General features: G+C 72.1%; 11 protein-coding genes. 3 read left to right on the top strand and 8 right to left on the bottom strand.

Translation table 11 applies throughout. The features are described 5' to 3' along the window. Nucleotides 1-14 precede the first annotated feature (14 nt). Entirely contained in the window at nucleotides 15-971 is a 957-nt protein-coding gene (locus OHS81_RS23410; RefSeq protein WP_328386626.1) for an SCO0930 family lipoprotein, read from the top strand. Here OHS81_RS23410 and OHS81_RS23405 read toward each other — a convergent pair. The 4 genes from OHS81_RS23405 to OHS81_RS23390 form a co-directional block, all read right to left on the bottom strand. Further along, on the bottom strand, nucleotides 955-2,529 hold the full coding sequence (locus OHS81_RS23405) for a sodium:solute symporter family protein (protein WP_328386625.1): 1,575 nt from the start codon (nucleotides 2,527-2,529) through the stop codon (nucleotides 955-957). The two genes, OHS81_RS23410 and OHS81_RS23405, sit on opposite strands and share 17 nt — an antisense overlap. Continuing rightward, nucleotides 2,526-2,759, bottom strand: a complete 234-nt coding sequence (locus OHS81_RS23400) for a DUF3311 domain-containing protein (RefSeq protein WP_328386624.1) — start codon at nucleotides 2,757-2,759, stop codon at nucleotides 2,526-2,528. Before OHS81_RS23400 ends, OHS81_RS23405 begins: the two co-directional genes overlap by 4 nt. A 32-nt stretch (nucleotides 2,760-2,791) precedes the next feature. After that, complete coding sequence (locus tag OHS81_RS23395) at nucleotides 2,792-3,577, bottom strand: class E sortase (protein ID WP_328386623.1); 786 nt, start codon at nucleotides 3,575-3,577, stop codon at nucleotides 2,792-2,794. Between the two features lie 67 nt (nucleotides 3,578-3,644). After that, nucleotides 3,645-4,994: a DUF445 domain-containing protein gene (locus OHS81_RS23390; protein WP_443058752.1), complete on the bottom strand. Its 1,350-nt coding sequence runs from the start codon at nucleotides 4,992-4,994 to the stop codon at nucleotides 3,645-3,647. 284 nt (nucleotides 4,995-5,278) lie between these two features. On the opposite strand from OHS81_RS23390, the gene OHS81_RS23385 reads away from it, so the two are divergent. After that, on the top strand, nucleotides 5,279-6,589 hold the full coding sequence (locus OHS81_RS23385; RefSeq protein ID WP_328386621.1) for an SGNH/GDSL hydrolase family protein: 1,311 nt from the start codon (nucleotides 5,279-5,281) through the stop codon (nucleotides 6,587-6,589). Nucleotides 6,590-6,614: 25 nt separating this feature from the next. Here the strand turns inward: OHS81_RS23385 and OHS81_RS23380 are convergent, their stop codons facing one another. The 4 genes from OHS81_RS23380 to OHS81_RS23365 all read right to left on the bottom strand — a co-directional run bounded on the left by OHS81_RS23380 (nucleotide 6,615) and on the right by OHS81_RS23365 (nucleotide 10,099). Further along, entirely contained in the window at nucleotides 6,615-7,316 is a 702-nt protein-coding gene (locus OHS81_RS23380) for a DUF1707 SHOCT-like domain-containing protein (protein WP_328386620.1), read from the bottom strand. A gap of 9 nt (nucleotides 7,317-7,325) precedes the next feature. Further along, complete coding sequence (locus tag OHS81_RS23375) at nucleotides 7,326-8,384, bottom strand: ABC transporter ATP-binding protein (RefSeq protein WP_328386619.1); 1,059 nt, start codon at nucleotides 8,382-8,384, stop codon at nucleotides 7,326-7,328. 61 nt (nucleotides 8,385-8,445) lie between these two features. Beyond that, nucleotides 8,446-9,210, bottom strand: coding sequence for an ABC transporter permease (locus tag OHS81_RS23370; protein ID WP_328391367.1), 765 nt, complete (start codon nucleotides 9,208-9,210; stop codon nucleotides 8,446-8,448). A 91-nt stretch (nucleotides 9,211-9,301) separates the two neighbouring features. Continuing rightward, nucleotides 9,302-10,099, bottom strand: coding sequence for an ABC transporter permease (locus tag OHS81_RS23365; protein ID WP_328386618.1), 798 nt, complete (start codon nucleotides 10,097-10,099; stop codon nucleotides 9,302-9,304). Between the two features lie 288 nt (nucleotides 10,100-10,387). Between OHS81_RS23365 and OHS81_RS23360 the strand changes: the two genes are divergently transcribed. Next, a complete protein-coding gene (locus OHS81_RS23360) occupies nucleotides 10,388-12,592 on the top strand; it encodes a transglycosylase domain-containing protein (protein ID WP_328386617.1) in 2,205 nt (734 codons plus the stop codon). The last annotated feature ends 24 nt before the right edge of the window (nucleotides 12,593-12,616 follow it).

The raw sequence follows: 12,616 nt of genomic DNA, 5'->3' as shown, positions 1-12,616 counted from the left end.
ACCAAGGAGACATCATGAGCACTCGACGTCGTGCGGGTCTCGCGGCCACGGCGGTCGCCACCCTGGCCCTGACCGCCGCCTGCGGCAGCAGCGCCAACCAGAGCGCCGGCACCGCCACCACCGACAACGTCCAGCCCGCCGGGCAGGGCACCAGCGACTACGGCTACGGCTCCTCCGGTGGCGCCGGCGGCGCCGGCGGTCAGGCGGGCGGCGACACCGGCGGCAAGGCCCCGCAGGCCGCCCCCAGCGCCGGCAAGCTGGCCCTGCACCAGGACACCGAGCTCGGCCCGGTCGTCACCGACGCCAAGGGCATGACCCTCTACCGCTTCGACAAGGACACCCCGGACCCGTCCAAGTCCAACTGCTCCGGCTCCTGCGCCACCACCTGGCCGGTGGTCCCCGCCGACGGCGCCACCGCCCCCGCCGGTATCGACAAGAGCAAGCTGGGCTCGGTCACCCGCGCCGACGGCACCAAGCAGCTCACCATCGGCGGCTGGCCCGCCTACCGCTATGCCAAGGACACCAAGCCCGGCGACACCAAGGGCCAGGGCGTGGGCGGCACCTGGAACGCGCTGGCCGCCGACGGCAAGAAGGCCGGCGCACAGAAGCCCGGCGACGTCTCGGTGTTCGACCACCCGCAGCTCGGCTCGATCCTCGTCGACGGCATGGGCCGCACCCTCTACCGCTTCAACAAGGACAGCGCCTGGCCGATGAAGTTCGGCTGCAACGACGCCTGCCTGGACACCTGGAAGCCCGCCAAGCCGGCCGACCGCTCCAAGCTCAACGGCATCGCCCCCAAGCTCATCTCCACCGTCACCCGCCCCGACGGCACCCGCCAGCTGGCCGTCGACTGCTGGCCGGTCTACTGGTTCACCGGCGACAAGCAGCCCGGTGACATCAACGGCCAGGGCAAGATGGGCCTGTGGTTCGCGGTCTCCAAGGAGGGCAAGAAGATCACGACGACGCCGTAGGGCCGGCCGCCCCGTCCCGCGAGCGGGCACCGTCCCGGGGGAACTCGTCGTCCAGCGCCAGGACCTCGGCGTCCGGCCTGACGTCCGCATCGCGCGGTCCCAGCCAGGTGACCCCGAGCGCCACCGCCACATTCACGGCGAGCGCGACGATCCCCGCGTTCATCCCCCCGACCGGGTCGTGTCCCCCGAAGACCAGGACACAGACGAGAGCGAAGCCCGCCACCAGGCCGCTCACCGCGGCGCGAAGCGTCAGCCGCCGCCACACCAGCCCCAGCAGCAGCATCGGCACGAGCTGTGCCATGCCCTCGTACGAAATCAAGGACAGCCTCACGAGGGTGTCGGGGGCGGTGTAGGTCAGCAGCAGCGCCAGCGCCCCGGCCACCACCACGACCACCTGCGACCACAGCTTCTGCCGCCCGCCGTCCGCCCGCCGCCCGCCGTCCCCGGAAGCCTCCCCGGCCCCGCCGTCCGGATGCGAGCGCGCCCCCAGCACGCTCCTCCCCCACATCGTGCCGATGACCAGCATGAACACGGCCATCGGCACGATGGAGGAGAGCGCGGCGGCCACCCCGGTCAGCCCCACGGCCCAGGCCGGAAGGGAGTCCACCACCAGCTTGAACAGCGCGAGATTGGAGTCCGCGCCCACCAGCCCGGGCACCACGAACAGCGCCGCCATACCGAGCAGCATCGGCACGAACAACAGCACGTTGTAGAAGGGGAGATAGAGCGCGTTACGGCGCAGCACCTCGGCGTTGCGGGCCCCCAGACAGCCCGCCACGGTCGTCGGGAAGATCACCACCGTGAGGGAGTTGACGACGGTGGTGGTGACGAACCAGACCGGGCCCAGTCCGCCCGACGCATGGCCCGGGAAGGTCAGCCACTGCGGCTTCTCGGCGACGATCCGGTGCAGGAAGGGCCCGTAACCGCCGAAGTAGTGCAGCGGCACATACACCGCGAGGAAGCCGAGGGTGGCGATGACGAGGATGTCCTTGAGCACCGACACCCAGGCGCTGCCACGCAGCCCGCTGATCACGACGAAGCCGGTGGTGACGGCGAAGGCCAGGAAATAGGCCCAGTTGAGGCTGATGGCGCCGTAGGAAATGGTGGAGACGACCACCCCCATGCCGGTGATCTGCAGCTGGATGTACGGCAGCAGGCAGACGGTGGCCAGGACGGCGACGGCACCGCCGAGCCAGGGCGCCCGGTAGCGGTGCGCGACCATGTCGGTGATGCCGACCAGCTGGTGGCGGCGGGCGTAGGCCCACAGCATCGGCCCGACGACGTACCCGAGCGCATAGCCGCAGGACATGTAGGCCAGGACGTAGAGCACCGGGGCGCCGAAGTTGTAGCCCCAGCCGGCCGCGCCGAGGTAGCTGAAGCTCGTATAGCTCTCGCCCGCCATCAGCACCCAGATGAAGACGGTCCCCAGGCTCCGGCCGCCCACCGACCACTCGGCCAGGCCTCCTTCGGAGCCGCGGCCGCGCACCGCGAGCAGGCCGAGGGCGACGGTGAGCACCATGAAACCGCCGAATATCGCGGTGGACACCGTGGCGTTCATCCCCGGCCCCGCTTGAGGTCACCGCGCCGCGCCAGCCCCACCGACAGCGGGGTCGCCAGCGTGGCCACGAGCATCCAGAAGAACAGGAACGGCAGGCCGAGCACCGTCGGTGTCACCCGGTTCACCAGCGGCAGCACCGCCAGGAACAGCACATACGGCAGCAGCAGCCACAGCAGCGCGGGGCGCCTTCTCGAACCCGGGGATCGCCCGCCGGAGGTCTCGTTTCGCACGGGGCGAGAGCCTAGGCCACCCGCGGCCGCCCTCACCGGGACTGTGTCGACCGCAACACGCCCCAGACCACCAGCCGGTAGGTGGAGGTGTACTCCGGCGTACAGGTCGTCAGGGTCAGATAGGAGCCGGGCGCCGTGAAGCGGTAGGCGGGGTGCACGCTGCTGTGCGGGACGGTGGCGAGGACCGTGCCGTCGGCGGGGGTGGTCCGCGGCAGGGTGCGCCGGACCACATAGGTGTAGCGGGCCTCGGCGGTGTCCAGGAGGACGGTGTCGCCGGCCCGCAGCCGGTCGAGACGGCGGAACGGCTCGCCGTGGGTGTTGCGGTGCCCGGCCAGTGCGACATTGCCGGCCTCACCGGGCTGCGCGCTGTGCGGATAGTGGCCGACGTAGCCCTTGTTGAGGACCGCGGCCTTGCCGACGCCCTGGGCGACGGGGGCGGTCAGGCCGATCCGCGGGATGCGCAGGACGGCGTACGCGGCGTTCCGCGGCGGCGGGGGCCGGCCGGCGGTGCGGCGGGCGGGTGTGCGCGACGAGGGGCCGCCGCGCGCGGTCCGCGACGCCGCCCCGTCCCCCGCACCGGGCGCCGGGGGCGCGGCGGATGACGGCGGCCGGGCGTCCCACTCCCGCTCCAGCAGGCCCACCTGCTCGTGCGCCGCGTCCTGCGCCTGACGGTTCGTCCACCACAGCTGGTGGACCACGAGCAGCAGCAGTACGGCGCCCAGCGTCACGGCCAGCTCGGCACCCGTCCACAGCGCCCGCGCGGCAGGGGAGCGACGGGTGCGCCGCCCCTGTACGACTACCGGTATCCGCTCCCGCACGCGGGCACCGTAAGCCCTGCGGGCCGAAGTCACCAGAGACGGCGCACGGCCCGTCCCCGGGCAGGGGTCAGCCGCCGAAGGCCTGCGAGACGGCGTAGATGGCGAGGCCGGCCAGGGCGCCGACGACGGTGCCGTTGATCCGGATGAACTGCAGGTCACGGCCGATGTGCGCCTCGATCTTCTTCGAGGTGTGCTCGGCGTCCCAGCCGGCGACGGTGTCGGTGATCAGGGAGGTGATCTCGCGCTGATACGTCGTCACCACATAGACGGCCGCGTTCTCCAGCCAGCCGTCCACCTTGTCCTGCAGCCGCTTCTCGCCGGCCAGCCGCCGGCCCAGGGACAGCAGCGCCGCCCGCACCCGCAGCCGCAGTTCGCTGCGCTCGTCCTCGGCCGCGGCGACGATCATGGCGCGCACCGAGCCCCAGGCCGAGGTGATCAGGTCCTGTACCTCGCCGCGCCCCAGCACTTCGGACTTCAGCCGCTCGACCTTGGCCCGGGTGTCCGGGTCGGACTGCAGGTCGCCCGCGAAGTCCCGCAGGAAGCGGTCGATCGCCCCGCGCGCCGGATGCTCGGGCATGTCGCGCATCTCGGTGACGAAGCGCATCAGCTCCTTGTAGACCCGGTCGCCCACCCTGCGGTCGACGAACCGCGGGGTCCATCCGGGTGCGCCGCCGGAGACCGCGCTCATCACGGAGTCGCCGTGCTCGACCAGCCAGTCGTGGAGGCGGGCGACGAGCAGGTCCACCACCCGCCGGTGGCCGCCCTCGGCGACGATCTTCTCCAGCATCGCGCCGATCCCGGGCGCGATCTCGTAGGCGTCGGCGCGGCGGGTGATCGCCTCGCCGACCACCGCCTGCACATCGGAGTCGCGCAGCACGGTCAGCGCGCCGCGCAGCGCGGTGGACAGCTCGGCGGTGACCCGGTCGGCGTTCTGCGGCTCGGCGAGCCAGCCGCCGACCCGGCGGCCGATGCCGACGGAGCGCAGCCGGCGGCGGACGACCTCGCCGGAGAGGAAGTTCTCGCCGACGAAATCACCCAGACTCTGACCCAGTTGGTCCTTTTTGGTGGGGATGATGGCGGTGTGCGGGATCGGCAGTCCCATCGGCCGCTTGAACAGCGCGGTGACCGCGAACCAGTCGGCCAGCGCACCGACCATCCCGGCCTCGGCGGCCGCCGCGACAAATCCGGTCCAGCCGCCCGCACCCCAGGCCCCGGCCCATTTCGCCAGGACGTAGACCAGGGCGACGGCCAGCAGCAGGCCGGTGGCCGTCGCCTTCATCCGGCGTACGGCGCGCCGGCGCTCCTCGTCGGCGGCGCCGTACGCGAAGCCGCCCGGCGCGGTCCGGCCCGCCGGCGCCGCTCCCGGCTCCGGCGCCCGTTCCGCCCTCGGCGCCGTCTCGGCATTTGTGCGTTCCATCCGCTCCACCGCTCCCACCGTGCCCCCCGCCATCCCTCAGGACCGCCCCGCTCCGCACACCCGGCCGCCGGTCCAGCCATATATCCCACTGTGACCTACTCCCGGAACGCACCACGAGTTCCCCGCGTCCATGCCAGGGAGGCATCGAGCGGGGCGCCGGGCGGCACCCCGGAGGTCCGTGGGATCATGATGGACCGATCGGACCGCAACGGTGCCGCTGATCATCCGCTGCCCTTGCCCGCCCGGAGCGTGCTGCTCCGCTTTACCCAGGAGACCCCTCCCGCATGAAGAAAAGTGTGGGTTACTCCCTGCTCGCCGGTCTGGCGGCAGTGGTGGTGCTGATCTCGACCGCCATATTCGTCGGCTTCGGCGGCGACGACGGCGGCCCGGACGATTCCTCCCACAAGCCGCGCGACCCTGCCGCACCGGCGGTCTCCGGGCAGTGGGTCGGCACCTGGTCGGCGGCCGCGGCGGCGGCCGAGCCCGGCACGCTCAACGGCTACGCGGGGATGTCGATACGCAACGTCGTGCACACCAGCGTCGGCGGGGCGGGCGTGCGCATCCAGCTCTCCAACCTCTACGGCACCCGTCCGCTGGTGGTGAGCCATGCCACCCTGGCGCTGGCCGCGGCCCCCAGCAACCCCACGGCCGCGGACGGCACCATGCGGCGGCTGTCCTTCAACGGCAAGCCCGCGGTGACCATCCCGGCGGGCGGCGCGGTCACCAGCGACCCGACCCGGCTGAAGGTGCCCGGCGACACCGACCTGCTGGTCACGACGTACTCCCCGTCCCCCTCGGGGCCCGCCACCTACCACCCGTACGCCCGGCAGACCTCCTACCTGGCGCGCGGCGACCGGTCCGAGGACGCCACCGGCGCGGCCTACACCGAGCAGAGCCCGTACTGGCGCTACCTGACCGGTGTGGACGTGTGGAGCACCCAGGCCCGCGGCTCCGTCGTGGCGATCGGCGACTCGATCACCGACGGCATCACCTCCACCGCCGGCGCCAACCACCGCTGGACGGACTTCCTCGCGGCGAGGCTGCGCAAGGAACCCGGCGCGCCCCGCTACGGCGTCCTCAACCAGGGCATCAGCGGCAACCGCCTGCTGGTCAACGGCTCCAGGTTCTCCCCGAACAACGGGCCCAGCGTGCTGTCCCGCCTGGAACGCGACGCGCTGTCGCGGACCGGCGTGAAGGCAGTGATCGTCGAGATCGGGCTGAACGACCTGTTCAAGACCCCGCGCCAGCTCGACCCGCAGAAGATCGTGGCGGGGATGCGGGAGATCGTCCGGCAGGCGCACGCCCGCGGTCTGCGCGTCACCGGCAGCACCCTTAGCCCGTTCGGGGGGCACCGCGGTTACTCCAACCTGCTGAATTCGGTGCGCGAACAGGTCAACCACATCATCCGCTCCGGCACCGTCTACGACGAGGTCGTGGACTTCGACAAGGCGCTGCGCGACCCGTCGGCGCCGGGGCGGCTGCGGCCCTCCTACGACTCCGGTGACCATCTCCACCCGAGCGACGAGGGCTTTAGGGCGATGGCGAACGCGGTGAACCTCGCCCACCTCAAGCTGGCCGCGCCCGCCGCGCTGTAACGCGAACGGAGCAGGGGCCGCCGCCTCAGTCCAGCTCCTTGCGCGGGTGGCCGTCGAGGCGGCGCCGCTCCTCCTTCAGGCGGCGCTGCTCCTCCTTCAGGCGGCGCCGCTCGGCCCTCGGCAGCTTCCGCTCGACGCCGACGCCGCCCATCATCGCCACCCCCTTGACGATCACGCGGGGCGCGCCGGGCTCGCCCGGCACCCCCTCCTCGCGCGAGTCGAAACCGCCCATGATGCCCACGCCGCGCACCTCGACCTCGACGCCCGGCGGCACCACGACGTTCACCCCGCCCATGAGCACCCAGCAGGTGATGACGACCTCGGGACCGGCGAAGTTCGCCTCGCGCAGATCGATCTCGCCGCCGCCCATGAGGCAGGCCGCCGTGAAGCGGCGCCCGACCGTCCACCGGCCCTTGCGCTGGAAACCGCCCAGGAAGGCCAGGCCGGCCGACGAGCCCTGCGTGCCGTCCACGATCCGCTCCGCCCACGGCGTGGGGGACGCGCTCTCCTTGCGCAGCGACAGCGGCGCCGGGGCCGTCGCGGCCATCGGCAGGTCGGCGGTGAGCAGTTCCAACTCCCGGTAGGTGCGCGCCTTGTACGCCGCGTCCAGCCGCTCGTCGAACTCCTCCATCGCCAGCCGCCCTTCGGCGACGGCGTCCTGCAGGATCTCGGCGACCCGCTCTCTGTCGGTGTCGGAGGCACGCAGCGCCGGGAGTTCTTCAGTCATACGGACACATTAGAGCGCCGGGCCCCCGTTGCCCCCGCTCCGCCCGGTTTCCGGTCGTTTTCCCCCGCTCGCGTACAGCTCGGCGATCAAGGTCTCGATGTCCGGCTCCCGCACCGACAGATCCACCAGCGGATAGCGCGCGGCGACGGCGGCGACCAGCGGGGCCGCGCTCTGCGACGCCGGGAACGCCAGCCACTGCCGGGGGCCGTCCACCTTGACCGTACGGGCGCCCGGTACGCCCTCGATCGGCGGCAGTTGCCGCTCCAGGTCCACCACCAGCGTCCGCTCGCCGTCACCGGCAGCCCGCAGCCCGTCGAGGCCGCCGTCGTAGACCAGCCTGCCGTGGTCGATGACCATCACCCGGCGGCACAACTGCTCGATGTCGGTGAGGTCATGGGTGGTCAGCAGGACCGTGGTGCCCCGCTCGGCGTTCACCTCGCGCAGGAACCCGCGCACCTTCGCCTTGCTGACCACGTCGAGGCCGATGGTCGGCTCGTCGAGATACAGCACCTCGGGGTCGTGCAGCAGCGCCGCCGCGAGATCGCCGCGCATCCGCTGCCCCAGCGACAGCTGCCGTACCGGTACGGACAGCAGCGGGCCCAGGTCCAGCAGCTCGACACAGCGCGCGAGGTTGGCGCGGTAGACGGCTTCCGGGACCCGGTACATCCGCCGCACCAGCTCGTAGGAGTCCTTGAGCGGCAGGTCCCACCACAGGGTGGTGCGCTGTCCGAAGACCACCCCGATCCGGCGGGCGAGCCGGGTCCGCCCGCGGTCGTGGCCCGCGCGGAGACCGGACCCCGGGGACGGGTCGATGCCCGCGATCCGCAGCCGGCCGCCGCTGGGCACCAGAATGCCGGTCAGCATCTTGATCGTGGTGGACTTCCCGGCGCCGTTCGGGCCGATGAAGCCGACCATCTCACCGCGCGGCACCCCGAAGGAGATGCCGTCCACGGCCCGGACCTCCTGCCGCACCCGCCGCAGCCGGCCCGCCTTGCGCCGCACCGAGAAGACCTTCTCCAGGCCGTCCACCTCGATCAGCGGTGCCGCCCCGGCGGTTTCGCTCACCACGCGCGTCCTCCTCTTCCCTCGTCCCGTTCCCGCCCCGCCCCGTCCTGTACGTGATGCCCCGTCAACTGCCCGTGCTCCGGTACGCCCGGAGCCCCAGCCGCCACGCCAGCCCGGCCCCCGTACACATCAGCGCCGCCACCACGGGCCCCAGGAAGTCCACCCAGCCCGGCAGCCCCAGCGGATCGGGGCGGCCCAGCAGCCGCAGCGCGGGCAGCCAGTTCACGAAGGCCAGCGGGACGAGGAAGGTGACCCCGCGCACCAGCTCCCTGGCGAACACCGTCGGCGGGTACTGCAGCATCGCGTTGCCGCCGTAGGTGAAGGAGTTCTGCACCTCGGCAGCGTCCTGCGCCCAGAACTGGAAGGCGGCGCCGGCCGTGAAGACCGCCGCGAAGATGGCCGTTCCGCACACCGCCATCAGCGGCACCATCAGCACCCGGCCCACCGTCCACTCCACCGGGAGGTGCGGCAGCGACCAGCCGAGCACCAGCACCGCCTGGGTGAGCCGGCCCAGCCTGCGCAGCGCGAAACGGTCCGCCGCGACCTGCGCGAAGACCGGCGCGGGGCGCAGCAGCAGGACGTCGAGGGTGCCGTCCCGCACCCGCCGGCCCAGCCCTTCGATGCTGCCCAGCAGCAGGTCCGCCAGGCCCAGCGACACTCCGGACGTCCCGTACAGGAAGGCCACTTCGGGCAGCGAGAACCCGCCGAGCGCGTCGATCCGCGAGAACATCAGCATGATCGCGACGAAGTCCAGGGCGTTGGCTGCGAAGTTGCCGAACGCCATCATCAGGAACGAGGTCCGGTAGGCGAGGGCGGAGCGCATCCACATCCGCACGATCAGCCCGTACGCGAAGATCCCCTGGGCGACGCGGCCCCCGCCGCCGGCCCGCTCCCCCGGCCCGCCGCCAGGGGGTGTCTCCCTATCCACCGTGCACCACCACCTTGCGGGTCGCCGCCGACTGCACCAGCCGTCCCAGCGCCAGCAGCGCCACCGCCCACCCGGCCTGGAAGACCAGCCCCCGCAGCAGCGCACCGCCGCTGCGCGCGCCCACCAGCACATCGGCCGGCACCTGCAGGACCGCCGCCCAGGGCAGCAGCTGGGCGACCTCGCCCAGGGCGCCGGGGAAGACCCGCAGCGGCAGCACCATCCCCGAGAAGAACATGCAGGCCAGACCGCTGATCAGGGCCAGCCCCGTACCGTCGAGGAGCCAGAACGAGGCCAGTGCGACGAGATAGCGCAGCGTGAAACTGACCAGCACCCCGAGCAGCACCGACAGCAGGAAACAGCCCCAGGTCAGCGCATCGCCGGGCAGCGCGAGCGGAAAGGCCAGGGCACCCACCGCCATCGGCGCCACCCCGCGGCCGATCACCTGCAGTCCGGCACGCCCCAGATCCGCGGCGAGCCACCACAGCTGCAGATCCGCGGGCCGGTAGAGGTCCACGGCGATATCGCCGGTGCGGATCCGCTCCTGCAGCTCCTCCAGACCGCCGCCGCCCATCAGCCCCGTACAGGCCAGCAGCGCCTGCCCGGTCCATACGAAGGCCAGCGCCTGCGCCTGGTCGTAGCCGCCCAGATGCGGCCGCTCGTCCCACAGCGCGATGTACGTGAAGGCGACGATGAAGCCGAAGACGGTATTGGTGAACACGCCCGCCACGGTGGCGATGCGGTAGGTGGCGTACCGCCGGAAGCTGCCGGCCGCCACCGCGACGTACCACACGACCCGTTTCCCCCAGCCCTGTAGTCGTCGGACGGCCAAAGCACCGGAGCCTAGGCCCAGGGCACGGCAACCCGCCATCGCATTATCACCGCTTCGGGTGAGCCGTGGGCGCCGTTCGGCCGGTCAGCTGGCGGACTTCGGTGCGCGCCACCCCGCCGTGCCGGGGCACATGATGCGAGAGTTTCCCCACGGGCGGCAGTTGCTCCGGCGGCATCCCGCGCGCATCCCCCGACACGACACGACCGCCGCGGTACAACCTTCGGCGGCGGCCGAGGAGTCCATACCTACATGAGCGGACAACGCACAGGCTGGCGCCGTGTCCTCCCCACCTGGCGCGCGGTGCTGGGCACCGTGCTGCTGTTCCTGCTGCTCATCGTCGGCGGGCTGGTCGCCGGCTATCTGCTCGTCGGGATCCCGCCGGCCAACAGCGCCGCGAAGGCCCAGAGCACCGTCTACCTCTACTCCGACGGCTCCGAGCTGGCCCGCGACGGCGAGATCAACCGGCAGAACGTCACCCTCGGCCAGGTCCCGAAGTCCGTCCAGCAGGCCGTGCTCGCCGCCGAGGACCGCGACTTCTACGCCGAGTCCGCGGTCGACCCCGCCGCGATGCTCCGCGCCGCCTGGAACACCGTCACCGGCAAGGGCAAGCAGTCGGGCTCCACCATCACCCAGCAGTACGTGAAGAACTACTACCTCGGCCAGGAACAGACCGTCACCCGCAAGGCCAAGGAATTCTTCATCGCCATCAAGCTGGACCGCGAGGTGAGCAAGGACAGGATCCTGGAGGGCTACCTCAACTCCAGCTACTACGGCCGCAACGCCTACGGCATCCAGGCCGCCGCCCAGTCCTACTACGGCCGCAACGCGGAGCAGCTGACCACCGCTCAGGGCGCCTACCTCGCCACCCTCCTCAACGCCCCCAGCGCCTACGACGTCACCGCCCACCCCGGCAACCGTGCCCGGGTGCTGGCGCGCTGGAACTACGTCCTGGACGGCATGGTCAAGCAGAAGTGGCTCACCCAGGCCGACCGGGCCGCGCTGGAGTTCCCCCTGCCCAAGCCCGCCAAGCCCTCCGCGGGGCTGTCCGGTCAGCGCGGCTACCTCGTCGAAGCGGTCAAGAACTACCTCACCGACAACAAGATCCTCGACGAGGACACCCTGCGGACCGGCGGCTACCGCATCACCACCACCATCAGCAAGAAACGCCAGAACGCCTTCGTCAAGGCGGTCAACACCCGGGTGATGGACCGCCTCGACGACTCCCGGAAGGCCGACCGCTACGTCCGGGCCGGCGGCGCCTCCATCGACCCCGCGAGCGGCCGGGTCGTCGCCCTCTACGGCGGCATCGACTACGCCAAGCAGTTCGTCAATGGCGCCACCCGCAGCGACTACCAGGTCGGCTCCACCTTCAAGCCGATCGTCTTCGCCTCCGCCGTACAGAACAACTCCACCACCCAGGACGGCGAGCGGATCACCCCCCGCACCGTCTACGACGGCACCAACAAGCGGATGACGGTCAGTCACGGCACCCGCACCGGCTTCGCGCCCGCCAACGAGGACGACCGCTCCTACGGCCCGATCACCGTCAGCGAGGCCACCGACAAGTCCGTCAACGCCGTCTACGCGCAGATGGGCATCGACGTCGGCCCCGCCAAGGTCAAGGCCACCGCCGTCGACCTGGGCATCCCCGCCGGCACCCCCAGCCTCGCCTCGTCCCAGGGCGCGATCTCGCTGGGCACCGCCACCCCCAGCGTCCTGGACATGACCCAGGTCTACGCCACCCTCGCCCAGCACGGCAGCCACCGGCCGTACACCCTGGTCGACAAGATCACCAAGAGCGAGCAGGAGGAGATCGAGCTGCCCGAGCGCGAGGAGACCACCGCCATCCCGCGCGCCGCGGCCGACACCACCACGTCGATCCTGCGCAGCGTCGTCGACGGCGGCACCGGCACCGCGGCCCAGGGCGCCGGGCGGCCCGCGGCGGGCAAGACCGGCACCGCGGAGGACGACAAGGCCGCGTGGTTCGCCGGCTACACCCCCGATCTCGCCACCGTCGTCGCGGTGCTCGGCCAGAACCCGGAGAGCGCCGCCCAGGAACCCCTCTACGGCGCCGGAGGGCTGGCGCGGGTCAACGGCGGCGACTACCCCGCCCAGATCTGGGCCGACTACACCGCGGCCGCGCTGAACGGGCGTCCGGTCCGCGATTTCGACCTGCAGCTGGAGGAGGGCGCGGAGCCGGTGTCGCCCTCGCCGTCCGGCAGCGACTCGGCCTCCCCCGACGTCTCGGGCTCGCCGTCCGACGGCCCGACCGGGTCCACCCTCCCCACCCCGCCCACCGGCGCCCCCACCCGGCCGGCCGGCGAACCGCCCACCCCCAGCCCGCCGGCCGAACCCACGCCGACCGCGGAGCCCACCCACGACACCCCGACGTACGAGCCCCAGAGCGACGACCTGGAGCAGCGGCTGCGGTGGCGGTGGGGCGAGGGCGGGTAGCGGCGGCAGCGGGGAGGGGCGAGG

This window comes from Streptomyces sp. NBC_00400 (genome assembly GCF_036048035.1).
In the GTDB taxonomy this organism is placed as follows: Bacteria; Actinomycetota; Actinomycetes; order Streptomycetales; family Streptomycetaceae; genus Streptomyces.
Note: the sequence above shows the minus strand (reverse complement) of the source record. Positions and strands in the feature narration are given on the sequence as shown.